Origin of the sequence: Veillonella sp. HPA0037 (assembly GCF_000411535.1) — a bacterium.
Taxonomy (GTDB): domain Bacteria; phylum Bacillota; class Negativicutes; order Veillonellales; family Veillonellaceae; genus Veillonella; species Veillonella atypica.
Genome location: NZ_KE150483.1, coordinates 1,053,948 through 1,075,038, shown reverse-complemented (window position 1 = coordinate 1,075,038; position 21,091 = coordinate 1,053,948). Strand labels below are relative to the sequence as shown.

19 protein-coding genes are annotated in these 21,091 nt (G+C 39.6%); 12 read left to right on the top strand and 7 right to left on the bottom strand.

What is annotated here, in order from left to right; all coding sequences use genetic code 11:
• The first annotated feature begins 11 nt into the window (after positions 1-11).
• Together metA and HMPREF1477_RS05000 are read left to right on the top strand one after the other, a co-directional pair.
• Positions 12-971: a homoserine O-succinyltransferase gene (gene metA / locus HMPREF1477_RS05005; protein WP_005381637.1), complete on the top strand. Its 960-nt coding sequence runs from the start codon at positions 12-14 to the stop codon at positions 969-971.
• Between the two features lie 508 nt (positions 972-1,479).
• Positions 1,480-2,751, top strand: a complete 1,272-nt coding sequence (locus tag HMPREF1477_RS05000) for an O-acetylhomoserine aminocarboxypropyltransferase/cysteine synthase family protein (RefSeq protein WP_038148077.1) — start codon at positions 1,480-1,482, stop codon at positions 2,749-2,751.
• 309 nt (positions 2,752-3,060) lie between these two features.
• Here HMPREF1477_RS05000 and HMPREF1477_RS04995 read toward each other — a convergent pair whose 3' ends face one another.
• A complete protein-coding gene (locus HMPREF1477_RS04995; RefSeq protein WP_016476038.1) occupies positions 3,061-3,654 on the bottom strand; it encodes a PepSY domain-containing protein in 594 nt (197 codons plus the stop codon).
• Between the two features lie 317 nt (positions 3,655-3,971).
• On the opposite strand from HMPREF1477_RS04995, the gene HMPREF1477_RS04990 reads away from it, so the two are divergent.
• A complete protein-coding gene (locus tag HMPREF1477_RS04990) occupies positions 3,972-4,529 on the top strand; it encodes a biotin transporter BioY (RefSeq protein WP_005375383.1) in 558 nt (185 codons plus the stop codon).
• Between the two features lie 55 nt (positions 4,530-4,584).
• Here the strand turns inward: HMPREF1477_RS04990 and HMPREF1477_RS04985 are convergent, their stop codons facing one another.
• The 4 genes from HMPREF1477_RS04985 to HMPREF1477_RS04970 all read right to left on the bottom strand — a co-directional run bounded on the left by HMPREF1477_RS04985 (position 4,585) and on the right by HMPREF1477_RS04970 (position 9,573).
• Complete coding sequence (locus HMPREF1477_RS04985; RefSeq protein ID WP_016476037.1) at positions 4,585-5,358, bottom strand: TIGR03943 family protein; 774 nt, start codon at positions 5,356-5,358, stop codon at positions 4,585-4,587.
• Positions 5,359-5,370: 12 nt separating this feature from the next.
• Entirely contained in the window at positions 5,371-6,897 is a 1,527-nt protein-coding gene (locus HMPREF1477_RS04980; RefSeq protein WP_016476036.1) for a permease, read from the bottom strand.
• Complete coding sequence (locus HMPREF1477_RS04975; RefSeq protein WP_016476035.1) at positions 6,894-7,859, bottom strand: GTP-binding protein; 966 nt, start codon at positions 7,857-7,859, stop codon at positions 6,894-6,896. The genes HMPREF1477_RS04980 and HMPREF1477_RS04975 overlap by 4 nt, the downstream gene beginning before the upstream one ends.
• Before the next feature lie 265 nt (positions 7,860-8,124).
• Positions 8,125-9,573 (bottom strand): aminoacyl-histidine dipeptidase, encoded by a 1,449-nt coding sequence (locus HMPREF1477_RS04970; RefSeq protein ID WP_016476034.1) that lies wholly within the window; start codon positions 9,571-9,573, stop codon positions 8,125-8,127.
• 231 nt (positions 9,574-9,804) lie between these two features.
• Between HMPREF1477_RS04970 and HMPREF1477_RS04965 the strand changes: the two genes are divergently transcribed.
• The 3 genes from HMPREF1477_RS04965 to HMPREF1477_RS04955 are packed head-to-tail and all read left to right on the top strand — an operon-like array spanning position 9,805 to position 13,031.
• Entirely contained in the window at positions 9,805-11,256 is a 1,452-nt protein-coding gene (locus HMPREF1477_RS04965; RefSeq protein WP_016476033.1) for a nicotinate phosphoribosyltransferase, read from the top strand.
• Between the two features lie 8 nt (positions 11,257-11,264).
• Positions 11,265-12,035, top strand: coding sequence for an NAD(+) synthase (nadE, locus tag HMPREF1477_RS04960; protein ID WP_016476032.1), 771 nt, complete (start codon positions 11,265-11,267; stop codon positions 12,033-12,035).
• An 18-nt stretch (positions 12,036-12,053) separates the two neighbouring features.
• The gene (locus tag HMPREF1477_RS04955; protein WP_005382081.1) at positions 12,054-13,031 is read left to right on the top strand and encodes an asparaginase; all 978 of its coding nucleotides are present in this window, start codon (positions 12,054-12,056) and stop codon (positions 13,029-13,031) included.
• An 84-nt stretch (positions 13,032-13,115) separates the two neighbouring features.
• Here HMPREF1477_RS04955 and HMPREF1477_RS04950 read toward each other — a convergent pair whose 3' ends face one another.
• A complete protein-coding gene (locus HMPREF1477_RS04950) occupies positions 13,116-13,892 on the bottom strand; it encodes an adenosylcobinamide amidohydrolase (protein WP_016476031.1) in 777 nt (258 codons plus the stop codon).
• Positions 13,893-14,064: 172 nt separating this feature from the next.
• Between HMPREF1477_RS04950 and HMPREF1477_RS04945 the strand changes: the two genes are divergently transcribed.
• From HMPREF1477_RS04945 to yfbR, 3 genes are all read left to right on the top strand, one after another.
• Positions 14,065-14,976 (top strand): mechanosensitive ion channel family protein, encoded by a 912-nt coding sequence (locus HMPREF1477_RS04945; RefSeq protein ID WP_016476030.1) that lies wholly within the window; start codon positions 14,065-14,067, stop codon positions 14,974-14,976.
• A 45-nt stretch (positions 14,977-15,021) separates the two neighbouring features.
• Positions 15,022-15,876, top strand: coding sequence for a D-alanyl-D-alanine carboxypeptidase family protein (locus tag HMPREF1477_RS04940; RefSeq protein ID WP_016476029.1), 855 nt, complete (start codon positions 15,022-15,024; stop codon positions 15,874-15,876).
• A 76-nt stretch (positions 15,877-15,952) separates the two neighbouring features.
• Positions 15,953-16,540, top strand: coding sequence for a 5'-deoxynucleotidase (gene yfbR / locus HMPREF1477_RS04935; protein WP_005375498.1), 588 nt, complete (start codon positions 15,953-15,955; stop codon positions 16,538-16,540).
• 9 nt (positions 16,541-16,549) lie between these two features.
• On the opposite strand, the gene HMPREF1477_RS04930 is transcribed toward yfbR, so the two are convergent.
• Positions 16,550-17,428: an epoxyqueuosine reductase gene (locus HMPREF1477_RS04930; RefSeq protein WP_016476028.1), complete on the bottom strand. Its 879-nt coding sequence runs from the start codon at positions 17,426-17,428 to the stop codon at positions 16,550-16,552.
• A gap of 128 nt (positions 17,429-17,556) precedes the next feature.
• Between HMPREF1477_RS04930 and HMPREF1477_RS04925 the strand changes: the two genes are divergently transcribed.
• From HMPREF1477_RS04925 to HMPREF1477_RS04915, 3 genes are read left to right on the top strand one after another with little or no spacing between them, the layout of a single operon-like run.
• Positions 17,557-18,339 carry a xanthine dehydrogenase family protein subunit M gene (locus HMPREF1477_RS04925; RefSeq protein WP_016476027.1) on the top strand — a complete coding sequence of 261 codons (783 nt, stop codon included), beginning with the start codon at positions 17,557-17,559 and terminating at the stop codon, positions 18,337-18,339.
• The gene (locus HMPREF1477_RS04920; RefSeq protein WP_005375431.1) at positions 18,339-18,791 is read left to right on the top strand and encodes a (2Fe-2S)-binding protein; all 453 of its coding nucleotides are present in this window, start codon (positions 18,339-18,341) and stop codon (positions 18,789-18,791) included. Before HMPREF1477_RS04925 ends, HMPREF1477_RS04920 begins: the two co-directional genes overlap by 1 nt.
• Entirely contained in the window at positions 18,791-21,082 is a 2,292-nt protein-coding gene (locus HMPREF1477_RS04915) for a xanthine dehydrogenase family protein molybdopterin-binding subunit (protein WP_016476026.1), read from the top strand. The genes HMPREF1477_RS04920 and HMPREF1477_RS04915 overlap by 1 nt, the downstream gene beginning before the upstream one ends.
• The last annotated feature ends 9 nt before the right edge of the window (positions 21,083-21,091 follow it).

Here is a 21,091-nt window from a genome sequence, read left to right as displayed (position 1 = left end):
GAGGTTTCACAATGCCGATTAAAGTTATTAAGAATTTACCGGCTATAACAAAGTTAGCACAAGAGAATATCTTTGTAATGGATACGGAACGAGCGGAAACACAACAAATTCGTCCGCTTCATATTTTGCTTATCAATTTGATGCCTACAAAAGAGGTTACGGAAACACAAATCCTTCGCGCTCTTAGTAATAGCCCATTGCAAGTAAACTTAACTTTATTACATACAGCATCTCGAAAATCTAAGAATGTAGATGAAGAATATTTAGAGACTTTTTACCGTACCTTTGACGAAGTTAAAGATGAGTGTTTTGATGGCTTGATTATTACCGGTGCTCCTGTAGAGTTGATGCCTTTTGAAGAGGTTGACTATTGGGATGAGCTTGTAGAAATTATGGATTGGAGTGAAGAACACGTATGCTCCACGTTCTATATTTGTTGGGGCGCACAGGCTGGCCTGTACCATCATTTCGGCATTAATAAACAAATTATGGATACTAAATTGTTCGGCGTTTATGAACATGATATCTATAACGACCAACCGGTTCTCTTACGAGGTTTTGATGAAAAGTTCTGGATGCCGCACTCCCGCCATACTACAGTTTCATTAGAGCAAATTAAAGCACATAGGGAATTAGAATTGTTAGCTGGTTCTGAACCAACTGGGGCTGCCATCGTACGAAGCTTAGATAATAAACACATCTTTGTTTTTGGTCACTCCGAGTACGATTGGGATACACTCAATCGCGAATATGTACGAGACCTTGCTAAAGGTGAAGACATTGCGGTACCAGAAAACTATTTCCCTGATGATGATCCAAAACAAAAACCAATCGTAAGATGGCGTTCCGTAAGCACATTGCTATTTACGAATTGGTTGAACTATTACGTATACCAAGAAACACCATATATTATTGAACAAATTCAGAAAATGAAGTTTGAACGAGATAAAAATTTTGGTGCTTATATTTAAATGCAGAGTATGTAAGTGAACCGAATGTGTTCCCAAAGACTCCACCGGCCGGGTCTGACTCCGGCCTACGGCCTACGCAGGGCCAAAGTCGTCTTTGGGAACGCATTCGGTTCTTTCCATATCAGCTATAATTTTAAGATGCACCCAAATTTTAGTAGAGCCCGAAGTCGTTTTGAGAACTGGTAGGTTCTTCTCATCTCGAACTTTAAGTTGAAGGCACCCAAATTTTGGCGCCCTTTGAATATGTTATATATGAAGAAAACCAAATCGGTTTCCAAGGGCGACTTTGGCCCTGCGGAGGCCGCAGGCCGGAGTCAGACCCGGCCGGTGGAGCCATTGGGAATTGATTTGGTTTACCGGTACATAGATAGGCACCAAAATTTTTGCTATAGCTTATAGTTATGGAGAATGTATTATAAAAAGTGGTAGACATATTTTTTAATACATAGTAATATAATAGGTATAAGAAATGAAGTTTATTCCTTTAGATGAATGGGAGTTGAATTTAATGAGCAAACAATATAAATTTGAAACATTACAATTACATGCAGGTCATACCGTGGATCCAACAGGTTCCCGTGCAGTACCTATTTACCAAACGACATCTTTCGTATTTAAAGATGCAGAGGAAGCAGCTGGCCGTTTTGCTTTGACTAATCCTGGTGGTATTTATTCTCGTCTTGGCAATCCTACTACTGACGTATTGGATGCGCGTGTAGCTCAACTTGAAGGTGGTGCTGGTGGTATTGCTGTAGCATCTGGTTCTGCAGCGATTACATACTCCATTTTGAATGTAGCAAGCGCAGGTGATAATATTGTTGCTGCATCTACATTGTATGGTGGTACATATAACTTATTCACTGCTACATTGCCTCGTTTGGGTATCGAAACTAAATTCGTTAATCCTGACAATTTGGAAGAGTTTGAAGCAGCTATTGATGACAACACAAAAGCTGTATATATCGAAACTATCGGTAATCCTGGCATTAACCTTATCGATGTTCAAGCAGTAGCTGATATTGCACATAAACATAATATTATCTTAATCGTAGATAATACATTCGCATCCCCATACTTGTTCCGTCCATTAGAACATGGTGCAGACGTAGTCGTTCACTCTGCTACTAAATATCTTGGTGGTCATGGTACAACATTGGCTGGTGTAGTTGTAGAATCTGGTAAATTCGACTATAAAGCATCTGGTAAATATCCTAGCTTTGCTGAAGGGGACGAACACTACAACGGTCTAGTATATGGTGACTTACCAATTCCTTTCACCGTAAAAATTCGTGCTCAATTGCTTCGCGATACAGGCGCATGCATTACGCCTTTAGCAGCATGGCAAATCTTGCAAGGTATCGAAACATTGTCCTTGCGTGTAGAACGTCACGTAGAAAATGCTCGTAAAGTAGTTGATTTCTTGAGCAAACATCCTAAAGTTGCTTGGGTTAACTATCCAGAACTTGCAGATAGTAAATATAAACCATTAGCTGATAAATACTTCCCTAAAGGAGTTGGTGCAGTATTCACATTCGGCGTAAAAGGCGGCAAAGAGGCAGGCATTAAATTGGTTGATGCATTGCAAATCTTCTCTAACCTTGCTAATGTGGCGGATGCTAAATCTCTTGTTATTCACCCTGCATCTACAACACATGCACAACTTAACGAAGAACAACAAAAATCTGCTGGCGTAACACCAGATATGATCCGCTTGTCTGTTGGTCTTGAAAATATTGATGATATTATCGATGATCTTTCTCAAGCATTGGATAAAGCTTAATCTTAACTTCTAAACTCCTTAAAGCATAATTCCAAAAACCTATAGAACATAAAAAGAAAACCTTGTAATAAGAGGCTGTACCAAGATGTCGTGACATAATTTGGTACAGCCTTTTTGTCCTATAACCCAAAGAAAAAGACCTTGAATTCAACGATTCAAGGTCTTTTAATATGTGTATATGTGTGTTTAAAAGGGTTTGTTTTATGTGTGTATAGTTTTTATGAGTGTTTAGTTTTATGAGTGTGTTAAGAAATTGGAGAGATATATTATATAGTGGTTAGGTGTATCTATATAATATATGGGTTATGCTTAGTATTTTGTAGTTTTTACTTTAGCACTGAGAACTTTACCGGAAATAGCATCGATCTTAACGTCTGCTTTTTTGTCGCCGCCGTTAGTCATGTCTAGTTTGTAGACAAGTTTGTTGCCGTCCATTTCCAATTCCCATTCCATTGTTTGGAAATCGCTGCCTACGCGTTCGATAGCTCTTGTTTCAGCAGATTCTGGTGTGATGGAGTTTTGTGGATTAAAGCTGTGAGATTTCTTTAATTTGTTCCATGCACTAATGGATTTTGCTTGATTGGAAACAACTTGACCTGTTGCTTCATCGATTTTCATTTCCACTTTTTGTGTCTTAGTATATGCTTCTACTTCGTAAGTTGGATGATGTTTTGCATCATAGGAGATAGAAGTTACCATTGCATCTGGATAGTAGCGATGTAATGTAGTAACAGCGCCTACGTAGTCGATTTCGCTACTTTGCATTGGAGATGCTACGCTACCAACACCATTCCAGGAACTAGGAGCTGGGTAAGTAGACGCTGCAGATGCTACGCCTGCAATCAATACAGTACTTACGCCAAGAGCACATAATACTTTAGACAAATTATTTACTTTTTTCATGTTAATTACCTCCATAAAAGGATTTTGCTCAAAAGCAATTGTGCAAGTAGATTTTACTCAATCTACTTATACATAATTTAATATCACAAAATGAATATAAAATGAAAAATAAAACTATATACTTATTTTTAGGTATATACATAATATATTCGACATACATTATGTATATCCTCTTTTTTATTTGCATATTTTGCATAATGTAAACTTAATACTGGCATATACGGTTGACATAAATAAAATGGAATGGTTTAATAACCTTGAATAGATATGTAGTTTGTTTAGATAGGTTTCTTTTATTCTATTAATGGAGGTATACCATGAGTTCCATTTCCAATCGACGTCTCAGCACAAGAGAGTTGACAATGACAGCCTTATTTGTAACATTAATTACAGCCGGTGCATTTATTCGTGTGCCACTTCCAAACTGTCCATTTACACTGCAGATTTTATTTACTACACTGGCTGGTATTATATTAGGCAGCCGCCTCGGTGCCATTAGTGTAGGGATCTATATTATATTGGGACTTATCGGTGTACCTGTGTTTACATCTGGCGGCGGGCCAGGCTATGTATTGCAACCTACATTTGGTTATTTGATTGGATTCATGGTTGGCGCCTATGTGGTGGGGCGCTTCAGTGAGCTTTCACCAACACATTCTGTTAAAACATTGCTCATTGGTGCTATTATCAATCTTCTCATTGTATATGGTTTTGGCATGATCTATTTATATATGATAATGAATGTATATTTAGGGACACCTATTGGTTGGTGGGCTGTTATTTGGTCTTGTTTCTTGATTCCTGTTGGGCCTGACGTATTTTTATGTGCTGTAGCTGCTGTGATGGGGAAACGTATTATAGGCCATTTGCGATAATATATACAAAATAGTAATAGAGGGCTATCACATTTGTGGTAGCCCTTTTACTATGCTATGGATATACATATCCTAAAATTTCTTGTGCATCTTTTGTTTTGTTGATTTCTATGTATGGTTGCTTGCGCCCGTGAAAGTCTCGTGTGGCTACAGTGCCTTCTATGGTTACCCATTGTTTATTGCTATAAGAATCCCCATCATTCTTATGCATTGTTAGACCAATAGGGGCGACGTCTGCAATACAGCAAGCCATGGCCATACGTGAAAGTGTAAACTCATTGGATTTTAATGTATTGTCTTCTCGGTTAACATAACCTGTCATATAGATTTTGTACCCTACATATTCCTCTGGTTTAGAACCGAGTGCAACGATGGTGCGATAATAGTTATCCGAGTTTAATACGATTTCCTTTTTAGATTTTGAAATGCCAGGATCTTTGGCCTCATTATTGATTGTAATAACTTCGCCAATATCGTCTTGAGAAAAATTAAAATCATTAGTATCTTCTGTGGCGGCCGTATTTCCAGTTACTTGTACAGAATTAGGCGATAAAATTGGTGGAACCACAAATAACACAAGAGGAATTATGATTGGTGTAATAGAGCGCCAATTATGTTTATATTGTTTATTTGGGGACCAAAGGATTGAAATAATGCCTCCCAATAACAGTGCTATACCTGCTAAGAGTAAAAATAATTCATATCGAGGAGCCACATATAATTTATATTGGCCCGTAATGAGTAGATATAAAAAACTAATACCTAATGCCGTATATAGCAGACCCTTGATGACACTGAGTATATCTTTGTTTCGTAGTTCTGATAACATAGTCTGTTCTCCTTATACATTAAATAAAAATTGAAATAGCAATGTCATGATATACGTAATAATACTAATAGTAATAACTAAACGAAGTATAAATGATGTTGAGATATACTGACGTAACATATATACGTTTTTGATGTCAATCATAGGACCTAACCATAGGAAACCAAGAACTGCTGATATAGGAAATAAATTGCTTAACGAACGGCCTATAATGGCATCTGATGTAGAACATAGGGAGAAGAGGAAAGCTAAAGCTAGTAATAATGCATTAGCAATAGGTGTGGCTACATCGAGTGAACCAGAAAAGAAGGTAGGTTTTATCCATACTTGGAATAGGGCTAATGTGAAAGCTGCTGCAGAGAAGTAAATAAGTAATTGACTGAATTCACGCTCTACGTGCAATAGAAAGATTTTCTTTTTATTGCCTTCTTGATTTGGTGAACCATACTGATAATCTTTTGGCTGAGGTAAATTGTTAGTGATGGTAGATAATTTGTGTGGTTTCCATTTAAATGTGAGGGCCACCATACATGCGATTAATATACCACCAATTATGCGAGCTAGTATTATTTGTGGCGTCTCTGGAAATGCATAATAGGTTGCTAATAATGCGATGGGGTTCATAATAGGACTTGCGAGCATAAACAATAATCCTATATGTTGAGGGATACCACGCTTTAATAATGCATTAAACATAGGAATAGTAGCACAATCGCAGATAGGTAATACAAGACCGCTACCAATGGCGATGCCATAGCTTTTAATAGAGTCTGCTTTCAGATAACGCATTAGCCAACGATCAGGTACCAATAGTGTGATAGCAGAAGAAATGATGGTTCCTAACAATAAAAACGGTATCCCTTCAAAAATGATGCCTGATGCAATGGCCAAAACTTGATGGATGGAATAGGAAATGCTATGACGGAATACAGTGACCAGTAATATATATAATGTCAATATAGCCACAATACCGTACAACGACCATGGCCATATCGGTTTAGTTAGTTTATTGTGGATGTCTTTTGTAGTGGGATTGACTAATATGGAACATTCCGGATTGTAGGATTGTAAGAGTTTCTTTACTGCTTTGGTTTGTGTCGTATCATTCGCATATAACATAATATAATCGGCGCTGTATAGTTGCGATACAACTCTATCCCCTAGTGCCTGTATCATAGATGTTATACTGTTGCTGTTTGCTGTGTAGATGACGCGTTCTAGATGACAGAATTCTTTTAGAATTGAATTGAAGAAGATGCGTTCTAATTGTTGAAATGAAAACATGCCATTCCATTCAACCCATATTTCTTTCGGCGTTGTCGTAGAGAGATAATCCTGTATCTGTTGTACTACATGATGTAGATTTTCTTCTATATCATCTGGCTCAATCGATAAAGGCTTTTTTATAAACTCTGTATTACCTGTTTCAAAGCTGATAATTTCTGTAGAGCCAAGTTTCTTTCGTTCTCGTAGCTCTACATTGATTAGGGAGGTTTTACCAGAGCCTAATAAGCCCATTACGATATATACAGGAATCATGATGCACTACACACTTTCTCCTGTATGGATGAAATGTCTATATCGGTGCCAATAACAACTAGGTGGTAGTCCTTTAAGTGCGTATCTGTAAGAGAACAGGATTGGAGGGTGTATTGTAATTCCATAGGTCCTGAAGTGGTAGGAACGATACCTTTAACACGTAGTACTGTAGACGGTAATTTATTACAAAAATCAATCCATTGCGTATGAGTGAGGGTTTGTAGATTATGGAATGTATAGCTCACAAAAGGTTGGTGCTCATGATGGTGGCCGTCATGGCCATGATGACTGTGATTGTTGTGGTGAGCACCGTTGTAATCCTCACTGTCGTTACATGTATGGCAACTGCAGGTTTCGGAATCATGTTCATGTGCCTTATGAGTATTAGATTTTAGTTGGTGTATATCCTGTTGAAGTGCATCTACATCGGTATAAATTGGTGTATGTGGTGCTAATTCAACGATGAGTTGTTTTGCTTTTTCAACCTGTTTTTCATCCTCTATGTGAGTAAGTAGAATAGCATAACAGTGTTTTATTTGGTCTTTAAAGAAGGGACCAAAGTTCTTAATTGCCATAGGTGCCTGCATAGCATCTACGATTGTAATAATCATGCTGATATAGGCTTTACTGGTGATATCGTCATCGTCACAAGTATATAAAATTTCACTTAATTTGCTCACCCCAGATGGCTCTATATAGATTTGATCGATATCTTGCGTAGATAGAATATCGATTAGGGCATTTTTAAAGTTGCCTTGGAGACTGCAGCAAATACAACCGGATGTTACTTCACGTACAGTTGCGCCCGATGTGGATAATTGCTTTGCATCAAGACTGGTTTCACCAAAATCATTTTCTATAATTAATATACGTTCATTGGTGTTACGACAGTTTAATATATGTTGTAGATACGTTGTTTTTCCGGCTCCTAAGAATCCGGATATGATCGTAATTGGTATCATAATACGCCTCCCTTGTAAATGTAAACATAGTATACTACTCTTACATAACATATAAAAATACCCATAAGGGTATGAACAATAGTTCACAAAGTTAAGTAATAAGCGATTTATAAGAAAAATTGATAATATTATACTAATATGAGTATATGTGAACATGTTTATATATTTATAACGTTGACTTTACAAAAAAAGCGTATGCCTCATAGGATATATATGAGTACATACGCTTATTTGAATAAATATTATTTTGTAAAACTTTGAAAAATTATTGTAATTTTTCTAGTAATGCTTTAAGGAATACATATACATGTTCTACAGAAGGTAGATGTACGCGTTCCATATTTGTATGTGGGCTGATGATTGTTGGACCAAAGCTGATCATTTCAGTATTTGGTAAAACATTCTTTAATAAGCCACATTCTAGGCCTGCATGGACTGCATTCACGCGGGCAGGGGTGTCGGACATGGTATTGTAAAGTGCGATAACTTGTTCTTCTAGTTTAGAGCCTTTATCGTATTCCCATGCAGGATAACCACCGCTGCGGGTAGCAGAAACACCTAATGTATCAGCAAGGAGTAATAATTTTTTAGTTAAGTATTCTAAGCTGTTTTTATTAGAGCTACGAACTGATACGAGGATGTCTATCGTATGTGTGCCTTCAGAAACGATAGCGAGATTATCTGATGTTTCTACAAGCCCTTCGATGGTTTGACTCATAGAGTGAACACCATCTTCTGCAAGATAGAGGTAGGAAATTAAGGCTTCTGCTGTATCATCAGCATACACTGTTGCCGGTGTAGGAATTTCTTCCACTACGAATGTTAAATCAGGATCTTTGATTGCAAATTCATGTTTGTATTCTTTTTCGTAGAATTTGATAAGGGTCTTAATCGCTTCTATATCATCGTTGCGTACAGACATGGTTGCAACCGCTTTAGATGGAATCGCATTATGTTTAACGCCACCTACGAAAGAAGCTAGATTAAAGGAATATTGTTTTTCTAAATCATAAAGAACGCGAGCAAGTACTTGGTTTGCATTAGCTCGTTGTTCGATGATTTCGATACCGGAATGACCACCCTTTAAACCTTTTACAGTTAGTGAAAGCCCTGCATCATAACCAGGTAGATTATTTTCGCGCAATAGTGGGATGGATACATTAACGTGGCAGCCGCCAGCGCAGCTCACGCAGAACTCATGTTCCACTTCAGTGTCTAAGTTGATTAGATAGTCACCTGTTACTTGACCTTCTTTTACCGCTGCAGCACCATCCATACCTGTTTCTTCGTTAGTTGTGAACAATACTTGTAGTGGACCATGTTGTTGGTTCTTATCTTCTAGGACTGCTAAAATCATAGCGCCGCCCATGCCATTATCTGCACCCAATGTAGTGTCATCGGCGTGCATCCATTCACCTTCGATGATGTTGGCGATTGGATCTTTTGTAAAATCATGGTTGGAATCATGACCTTTTACGCATACCATATCGATATGACCTTGAAGGATGACGGATGGACGATTTTCATAGCCAGGTGTAGCTGGTTTTTTGATGACTACATTCCATTCGCTATCTTGTGTAGCTTCGAGACCTAAATTGTGAGCAAAATTGACAATGTAATCGCTAATGCCCTTTTCGTTGCCAGATCCACGTGGGATTTGGCTCATTTCTTTAAATATTTCTAATACGCGTTTTGCTTGAACGATTGCGTCCATTTGGCACCTCTCATTCTGAAAATATATCCCATATAATTCTAATTATCTTAGTTGCTATGAGATTATTCATGTTTATTCATTAGTTAATAAGTAATTATTATCTATAATATAGTTATATCACATGTACTATGAATAGAAAAGACGATGTATATAGTTTATAATAGTATCATGCGTAATGTATAACGAACGCGCTGTATTATATACCTTTTATTTATATAGGATGGTGAAAGTATGCAACATGAACGTCGCAACATTAGTATGCTTATGGATCTCTATGAGATGACCATGGCTCATGGGTACTTTACGAAACAAGACAATACAGACCGCGTTGCCTTCGACGTATTTTACCGTCGCAATCCGGACAAAGGTGGATTTGCTATCTTTGGCGGATTGGAACAAGTTTTAGAATACATTTTGAATCTTCATTTCGATGAGGAGGATATGGCGTATTTTAAATCATTGCATTTATTTAGTGATGAATTTTTAGAGTATTTGCGCAACTTCAAATTTACCGGTGATGTATATGCCTTCAAAGAAGGTACCATTATATATCCTAATGAGCCGATTATGACCATCGTAGCACCTCTTATCGACGCACAAATTGTGGAAACAGCAGTGCTTACCATGATTAATCATCAATCGCTTATTGCTACAAAGGCGAACCGCATCGTGCGCGCCGCTGATGGGCGCATTGTATCCGATTTTGGGGCTCGTCGCGCTCACAATGTAGATGCTGCTGTATATGGTGCGCGGGCGGCTTTCATAGGCGGTGTCAATGGGACTGCCACAGTTCTAGCGGGACAACAATTTGGGATTCCTGTAAATGGTACCATGGCACATAGTTGGGTTATGTACCACGATTCTGAATATGAAGCATTCAAGTCCTATGCTGAAGTGTATCCGGACAGCGCTGTGTTCTTGGTGGATACCTATAATGTATTAGAATCGGGTGTACCAAATGCCATTAAGGTTGCCAAGGATATTTTGGAACCGAATGGTCATCGATTAAAAGGTATCCGCCTCGATTCTGGTGACTTAGCATATTTAGCTAAGCAAGCGCGTCGTATGCTCGATGATGCGGGGATGAATGATTGCAAGATCATGGCATCTAATAGCCTTGATGAATATACGATTTCATCCTTATTAAATCAAGGTGGCCCTATTGATATCTTTGGCGTGGGGGAACGATTGATTACGTCGAAAACGGATCCTGTATTCGGCGCTGTATACAAGATTGCAGGCGTTGAAAAAGGCGGCGTATGGGAACCGCGCATTAAGATTTCTGAGTCTGTGGAAAAGATTACCAATCCTGGATTGAAACAGGTATATCGCGTTTATAATGAAGATGGTCGCGCTATTGCTGAATTATTGACATTACCTGGCGAAGTGCCATCCACAGACAAACCATATCGTTATATCGATCCAGAAAAACCGTGGAGAGAATTGTATTATGAAAACTGTACATTTAAAAATATGCAGGAACTCATGATTAAAGGGGGCGAGCAAATCGTACCATCCCCAACATTGGAATCGATACGCGCCTATGTACAAGAACAATTAACTCATGAGATTTGGCCGGAAGAACAGCGCTTTGAAAATCCACATCGTCACTATCTAGATATGAGCCCTGACTATTACCATATGAAGATGGACTTATTGAATCGTATTGGTCGTAAAAAATAGGAGGGCCTATGCTTACACATCCAGAACGAACAAAAGAGGAATTAGTGGCGTGGATTCGGGACTATTTTGAACAAAATGGACCTGCATGCTCCGCTGTAGTCGGCATTTCGGGCGGTAAGGATTCTAGTGTAGTAGCCGCTCTTTGTAAGGAGGCGCTTGGTGCAGAACGCGTTGTAGGCGTCCTTATGCCAAATGATGTACAATCCGATATAGATGATGCAAAAGAGGTGGTGGCGCATCTTGGTATCCCCTATATGATTGTGAATATTGGTAATGCCTATCGTGCATTAACGAAGGCCATTGTACAAGGAGAGGGCTTTTCCAATGTAACGGGCCGTACAGCTTTAGCGCGAGATGCAGAAATCAATACGCCACCTCGTTTGCGGATGGCCACATTATATGCGGTAGGTCAAAATTTGCCACATGGTGCACGTGTTGCTAATACATGTAATGGCTCTGAAGACTATGTGGGCTACTCTACCAAGTTTGGCGATGCAGCGGGTGACTTTAGTCCATTGGCGAATCTCGTGGTTGAAGAGGTGCGTCAAATTGGACGCCTTTTGGATATTCCGCGTCATTTAGTAGACAAAACGCCTAGTGATGGGCTCAGTGGTCAATCTGATGAGGATAAACTAGGATTTACCTATGCCGTTCTCGATCGATATATTCGAACCGGCGAAATTGAAGATATACAAACGAAGGAGCGCATTGATTATCTACAACGAATTAATCGGCATAAACTCGAATTAATGCCTTCCTTTAAACCTTCTACATTATGATACCTATAGGAGGATAAGATGACTAAGAAAATTGCAATCATTGGTACTGGTGGTACCATTGCGGGACAAGGTGCTTCGGATACTGATTTGACGGGGTATACAGCAGGTGTATTGCCCTTAGAAGAAATTATATCCTCTGTACCTGGCGTTAGAGATTATGGACCTTTTGTGTGCAATCAATTTTGTAATATTGAAAGTTCAGATATAACGCTATTTCAATGGGTCCGTCTATCAAAATTAGTACAAAAATGTGTGGATAATGATGATATTGCGGGTGTTGTTATTACACATGGCACGGATAGTATGGAGGAAACTGCGTACTTTTTGCATCTTACTGTCCATACTGATAAGCCTATCGTTATAACTGGTTCGATGCGTCCAGCAGGAGCTATCAGTGCCGATGGCCCTATTAATTTGTTGCAAGCTATACAAGTGGCTCGAACACCAGAATCATATAATAAGGGCGTACTGGTAGTTATGAATGGCTATATTGATGGTGCTCGTGATGTAACGAAAATGAATACAACTAACGTGGCAACCTTTGGTAGTCCTAATGCAGGTCATCTTGGTATTGTACAAGATGGTATAGCCCAATACTATATGTGTCCGTTGCGTAAGCATACGATGGAATCTGAGTTTGGCTTGCCAGAGGACGATGACTTACCACGTGTTGAAATCTTAACCTGTTATGCAGGTATCGAAGAAATTATGGGGCTTGCCATAGTGGCAACGAACCCATCGGGTTTGATCTTAGCTGGCTTAGGCCATGGTACGATACCAGAACCTATCCGCAAGGTAACATCCAATTTACCAATACCTGTTGTACGCGCATCCAGAACGGGAAGTGGTATAGTATCTAAGGTTCCCCAAGATGTGGAGGCAGGCTATTTTGTATGTGATAGCTTGTCACCTCAAAAGGCTCGTATCTTGTTGATGTTGGCCTTACAAAAGGAACGCACTTGCAAGGATTTGGAACGAATCTTTAAAGAATACTAACCTTTACAAGCGATTGTATGCGGATGAGACAGATATAAAAAGACCCTTTGTGATTATTCACAAAGGGCCTTTTGCTTGTATAAATCATTCGGTACCGATGGCATTTTCTAATGCTCGTTGTACACCTAGGTATACAGCTTTGGCTAATGTGTCGCCGAATAGGGAATAGGATCCTGCATCAGTTAATACATCGCCATTTGCATTGATGGTTAAGATGATGCCATCTGTAGCAGTTCCAGTAGCGGAGGTATTCGTTTCTTTTGCTAAACTGTGAACTATATGTGTATTGTATTTGTGGAAGTCCTTGGTACTTTCTACCTTCCAATCTTGTAATGCTGCTGTTTTAGCCTCGGTAATCGTCATGATGGCTTTCACCATCGCACTATCTGTTAAGGCCTTGTTGGTAAATACGAGGATATTAATTGTGCCAGGGGTGTGGAATTCACCATCTTTTTCTTCATAACAATAACCTGTACCTGCACGATGGGCCGTTTTCTTATAACCACCAGTGACAATGGTTTCAACGATTGTATCACTTTCTTGTACCATTGTGTACGCATGAAGGGATGGTGTAGCAGAGGTTAACAGTGCAGTGCTGAAATGTACAGGCACATCGATATGCTCAAATTCTTGAGCTAAATAGTTTGCTACAGAGCCACCTGGTAAATCCTTTTCTGTTTCAATATGGTAGGTTAATTGTTGATTGCGTACACCTAATGTATGGTGAAAGCCTCCATTTAGTTGACCGCTGCTTAAGGAATAGTGAATGTCGTCAAAGAGTACGGTTACAGAGTTGCATTCTTTAGTGACATGACCGCCTGTTATTAATTCATCTGGCGCTGTATATGGATTATTAGACATATAGGACTCCCTAGTTTATCATTGTTAGATATAGAATATAAAGCTATAATAAAAGATAATATTTTATTATCTTCATATAAGTTGTTTATAATACATAATATTTACATGTGAAATTATATCATATGTTTACCATAGATTTGAGTAAGTCACCTTAAGCATTGTGGGGGTATACATGTACGAATTCTTAGCAACCGCATCAGAGCTGTTATTTAAAGATGCCAATGTATTGTTAAAATTAAGAGAATGGTTTTTTAGCCAAGCCGGCAATATTTTGCTTGCTCTTATTATATTTTTGGTAGGCCGCTATATTATTCGGTGGATTAAAACTCTTGCTGTTCGTGTTATGACACGGGCCAACTATGATACTGCCGCAATGGGCTTTGTATCTCAAATTATTAATTATGTATTGCTTGTAGGTTTATTATTAATCTGTCTTAATCAAATTGGTGTTCCTACTACATCCTTTGTGGCTGCCTTTGGTGCCTTTGGTTTAGGTATCGGCTTGGCATTACAAAATAATATGTCAAACTTGGCATCTGGATTATTGATTTTAATATTTAAACCATTTCGCGCTGGACACTATATTGAGGTTGGGGACATTACAGGTAGCGTTACATCCATACAGTTTATGAATACCATTATCACTACAAAGGATCAGAAACGGGTGTACATACCAAATTCGATTCTTACATCTCAATCAGTAACGAATTATTCCTATATGACTGAACGAATGATTCCGTTTGTTTTTGATATTGGCTATAACAATGATCATCATGAAGCAATCAGAATTTTAAAGGACGTTTTTGCCAAGGATAAACGTATTCTAAATGCTAAATATATGGAGATTGGTATTTCTGAATTTGGTGATAACTCTGTGCGTATTTCTGCGTTTGCAGAAGTTAAAACTAGTCAGTTTCTTGAGGTTCGATATAGTATTATGTCCGATGTAAAAGATGCTTTTGATAAGCATGGTATAGATATTCCATATCCACAACGTGTTGTATATATACAAAATGCAGATACTGCTACAGATGAAATTAAAGAAACTAAGAAAAAAGTAACTACCACGAATCAAGAAATCTGATAAATCATGAATTTACAAGTTAATAATATGTAGAAAGAGATTGATATGAGAGATTTAATAATGCATAGGCACTTAGTATGGCAACGTTTTATATTGGCGTTAGCTTTCATAGGTGCCATGCTCTTAGGTACTGTTGCTCATGGTACTGCACCTACGCCACCATCTACCATTGGTGAAGCAGTAGTACTCATTGATGCGGATAATAAGGAGATTTTATTCGCCAAGAATCCCGATAAATGGATGCATCCGGCAAGTACTACGAAAATGGTAACCTTATTAACAGCACTTGAGTTAAAAGGAACACAATTAGATGAGTTAGCTACGATTAGTCCCTATGCGACGAGCATGGAAGAATCTAATCTTGGTATACAAGTAGGCGACCAAATCACCTTGGAAGGTGTTCTTGAAGGTATGATGGTAGCATCTGGTAATGATGCGGCCGTAGTGGTGGCAGAGAACGTAAGTGGGTCTGTAGAAAATTTTGCGAAGGATATGAATCGCATAGCTGCTAAGGCGGGGGCTAAAAACAGCGTATTCCTCAACCCTCATGGATTGACCCAAATGGGTCATCATTCGACGGCACGAGATTTGGCTTTGATTGCAGCTTATGGGATGAAATATCAAATGTTCCGCGATAAGGTGGCCAATGATTACTATAAGGTGCCTTATCAAAACCGTGCGCCTGAAACGATTCGCACTACAAACCATTTTATCCGTAATAAATATCCTGGTGCTAATGGCTTAAAGACGGGCTTTACAAATGCGGCTGGTGAATGTTTAATCGCATCGGCTACGCGAAATGGGCATACTATGATTGTGGTGATGCTCAATGATGACAACCGTTGGAATGAGGCCGTTCAGTTCCTAGACTATGGCTTTAAATTACGCGGTGTCATTTAATATCATAACTATTTAGTTATACATACTATAAAAGGTCCTACCTTCTGGTGGGACCTTCATTGTAAGGGGGATATGTATGAGTTCATTTTTTGCTTTTTTAAAACGGATGCGCTTTATTAACCGTTGGAGCTTGATGCGCAATACGGAAACAGAAAATATTCAAGAACACAGCCTTGAGGTAGCCATGGTAGCCCATAATTTGGCGGCTCTTAAAAATGAATATTTCGGTGGAAATTTAGATATTAACAAGGTGGCCGTCATTGCCATGTACCATGAGGTGAGTGAAATCTTTACAGGGGATATGCCGACGCCTATTAAATACTTTGATCCTAAGCTTCGTTCTTTGTATGGCGAGGTGGAAACCTTAGCGCAAGAAAAAATGTTAAGCACATTGCCGAAAAGATTGCAATCCGTTTATAAACCGTATATTGTAGATGCTGAAACATTGCCTGAATGGTCGATTGTGAAAGCTGCCGATACCTTGTCCGCCTATATGAAATGCGTTAATGAATTACATGCGGGCAATGATGAATTCAAGGAGGCGCACGATACGATTTTGGCCAAGTTGAAAGCTCTAAATATGCCAGAGGTGGACATGTTCATCGAAGAATATGTACCGGCCTTGAGTGAGTCCTTGGATAAACTTAATTACTATAAAATATAGTAGGTAGTATTAAGGTTTTGTAATATATTCCTGATTGCGTATCAATATCTTTTTACCGCGCCATGAGAAAGCTCGATGGCCGTGTTTTGCCTTAAACTCCTTATTGGTCATAGACTCTAATTCATCAACATCCACATAAGGTTCGATAGATTGAAATTCAATAATGGGTGTTGTAGGTAAGTCCTTATTATGGGGGCATACTTCTTGGCATACATCACAACCGAATAACAAGGGTGATTTCCTGATGATGGCTTGTTCGTCATCGGTGAGATCGCCTTTTTTTTGCGTTAAATAGCTTTTACAGGTGGCGTAATTAAATGCATTGCCATTTAGACATTGACCTAAGCAGGATGTAATACACCGATTACAGCCCATACACGTATCGGTCATAGGCGTATTGGGTTCGAACTCTAATGTGGTGAGCACAGTGCCGATGACGATATAAGAACCCCAAGTTGGATTGATAAAGCATTTATTTTTTCCATAGACCCCAAGGCCTGCTAAATAGGCCATATATCGATCAGCTAAGGGACTCGTATCGCAATGGATAGAGAATGATGCATCTGGGGCTGTCGTTTTAAGTTCATCTACGAGGCGTTGTAAATAGTCTATCACCACTAGATGGTAATCAGTGGCCCACGTGTAACGGGATAGATTTGTAGGACCTTCATGTGGCACATGATAGGGAAATAGACAGACGATGGCACTGCGTGGCATAAAGTCTGTTGTGCCTATCAGTCGTTCGTCTATGTCGGCTGCTGTGAATGGACAGGGATTGGATTCCTGCAAAATTTCACGGGCCTCTATAGGGAGTGGCCATGACGTGGTGCCCACTACGGGTATATGTAATTGTTTGCAAACTTCTTGTAATTTTATATTGTTTGTCATAGATTTACGATGTAATAGTTGTTACAATTATATATATAAGCAAAAATAAAAGGTTTTATGGCAACATTGCTAATAGGAAATGGCTTAAGATAATGATTGTTTTTAGTATACCATTGTGAGGATAGATTATGTTAGCCTTTTTGAAAGTATTACAACCGAAGACGGTGGAAGAGGCCTATGAAATGGCCGTAAAAAATAAGACGGCACCGATGCTTGCGGGTGGGTGTTGGCTACGATTGGGTCGCCGTACATGGCCTGCAGTAATCGATATGGCAGGACTAGATTTACGATATGTTCGTGAAGAAGATAACGAATTTGTTATTGGTGCCATGGCGACACAAGGTGATGTAGAACGGTTTGAACCGTTACAACAATTTTGTGGTGGCGCCGTAGTGCGTGGAATTAAGGAAATTTTAGGCGTCCAATTTAGAAATATGGCTACCATGGGTGGTTCCGTGGCTAGTAAATTTGGGTTCTCTGATATTATTCCCGCCTTGTTAGCTGTTCATGCAGACATCGTAACCTATAAAGGTGGTCGTATGTCCATGAAGGATTATATGAATTATCGGGAACGCGATATTTTAGTTGAAATTCGCATCCCTAAACGCGAAGTGCCTGTTGCGGTTGAGGCGTTGCGCATTTCTCGTGGTGACTTTCCGTATTTAACCGGTTCTATTCGCCGTGATGATACAAACTATGAAGTCTATATCGGGACTCGTCCAGGTGTGGCACAATTGGCTGAGAAAGCTAGTGCCTTGCTTTCAGAAAAAGGATTAGATGCATTAGCTGAGGCAGCACAGATTGCATCAGAGGAATTAGTGTATCAAAAGAATTCTCATGCATCCAAGGAATATCGCATTGAGATGGCTAAAGCCATGGTTCGTCGGTTAGTTAAGGAGGTGGCACAATAATGGAATTAGTATTGAATATTAATAATAAGAATGTAATCGTTAATGTGCCAACGGATGAAATGCTATTAACTACACTGCGTAACTTAGGCTATTATAGCGTACGCTGTGGCTGTGATACGACAAACTGTGGTTTATGTACTGTTTGGGTCGACGATGAAATCACGCTATCCTGTGCATATCCTACATTCCGTGCGCCCGGTCATACGATTACGACCCTTGAAGGTCTTGAAGCAGAAGCCTCATTATTAGCAGATTGTCTTGCTTCTGAAGGGGCTGACCAATGTGGTTTCTGTACTACCGGTATGATGATGAGCGCTATCGCATTGAAGCGTAGAAATCCTAATGCTAGTGATGATGAAATCCGAGAATACTTGATTGGCAATCTCTGTCGCTGCACCGGCTATGAGTCGCAGCTCCGCGGTGTTCGTAAGTATCTACAAGGAGGTTTATAATGAAGCACATTGGTAAGTCTTATGATAAAGTCGATGCCAAGGGTATACTCAGTGGTAAACCTTCTTATACAGGGGATTTTGTGCCAAAAGATGCCCTCATTATTAAGGTATTGCGTAGTCCACATGCACAGGCGAAAATTAAATCTATTGACACATCTAAAGCTAAATTAATCCCTGGTGTAGAGGCTATTTTTACCTATGAAGATGTACCGAACACGCGTTTTACTTTAGCAGGTCAAACCTATCCAGAGCCATCTGCCTATGATGCGTTGATTCTCGATTCTGTAGTTCGCTATGTAGGTGATGAAGTGGCCCTCGTCGTGGCTAAAGATGAAGCTACTGCATTGAAGGCGATGCCTCTCATTAAGGTTGAATACGAGGTGCAAAAACCGGTGCTTGATTTACGCACGGCTATGGACCATGAAACAGTAGTTCATCCAGAAGATGATATTCTTAATCACATTCCGGTAGGACAAGACTATAAACGCAATATTTGTGTATCGTACCATAAGCGTGTTGGTGATATTGAAGCGGAACTTGCTAAATGCGATTATGTCGTAGAAGGCACATATTTCGACCAAGCTACGCGTCAATCTGCAATGGAACCATTCCAAAGCTTTGGCTATATTGATCATTTAGGACGTATTGTCATCGTTAGCTCTACGCAAATCGTGTTCCATGTGCGTCGTCATATTGCACGAGCACTAGGAATTCCTGCATCTAAAATTCGCGTTATTAAACCTCGCATTGGCGGTGGTTTTGGATCGAAACAAACGGCTTGTACCGAATTGATGACAGCATTTGTAACATGGAAATTACAAAAGCCATGTTATTTGCTATATGATAGAACCGAAGCACAAACTTGTTCTACTACACGTCATGCTCGTGAATGGTATATTCGCGTAGGTGCTACAAAGGATGGCATTATCCAAGTTATTGACATGGACTCCATTACCGATGCAGGTGCTCATGCAACACACTGCTTTACGACAACCACAGCGGGGGAACATAAATCCGTGCCATTGTATAACAAGGCAAAAGCGGTGCACTACGGCACGGAAGGGGTTTACATGAATCATACGCCGGGCGGTGCCTTTCGTGGCTATGGTGCTACAGAAGCTTTGTGGCCTTTAGAATGTGCAGTAAACCGTTTGGCGGACGAAATGGAAATCGATCCAGCTGAACTTCGTCAAAAGAATCTCATTGCTGCTGGTGAACGCAGCTTAGTATATGATCCTGATGAAATTATGGATTCTGGACTATTCCAAGAAACCGTAAATAAGGTTAAGGAAATGGCTCGTTGGGATGAACGTCCTCATAGCTGGGACATTGATGAGCGCTATCGCGGCGGTTTGGGGATGGCTCTTGCTTTACAAGGGTCCGGTGTTGCTAATATCGATGTAGCATCTGTAGAAATTCGTCTTGGCGATGATGGTAACTACACATTGTATACGGGCTCTTCCGATATGGGGATGGGGGCTAATACAATTCTTACACAAATGGCTTGTGAAGCCCTTGGTTGCCCTATGGAATCTATGACGGTTGTCGAATCTGATACGGATATCGTACCATTTGATCCGGGTTCATACGCATCGAGCACGACCTATGTAACGGGTACTGCGGCGAAAATGGCGGCTGAAGAACTGAGAGAAAAGATAATCCATAAATTAGCGCAATTTATGGATGTTAAACCAGAAGATATTGATTTTGATGGCTTAGTAGGTACGACTAAGGACGGTACAAAGAAAATGTCCGTTCAAGAATTAGCGCCTAAGCTATTAGTCGGAACTACATCCGAACAATTAACGGGCTTTGCAACATGGGGTAGTCATACATCTCCACCACCATTCATGGCGTCTATCGCTGAAGTTAAGGTAGATAAACAAACGGGACAAATTATACCGTTACATATGTATAATTGTGTAGACTGTGGTACCGTTGTGAATCCTAAATTAGCGCGCGTACAGGTAGAAGGTGGCGCAGTACAAGCCATTGGTATGGCTTTGTATGAAGACGTTAGATACTCTAGTAATGGTCGTTTAGAAACTAATAATTTTATGACCTATAAAATTCCTACACGTCAAGATATTGGTGAATTACATACAGCCTTTGTTGAATCATATGAGGAAAGTGGTGCATATGGTGTTAAATCCATCGGTGAAATTGTTATTAATACAGCTTGTCCCGCAATACAACATGCTGTAAAAAATGCAGTTGGTGCGGATATTCGTACATTACCTATGACACCAGAGAAGGTATTTATGGGGATGGACGAGAAATATAAAGTATAACCATTTCTA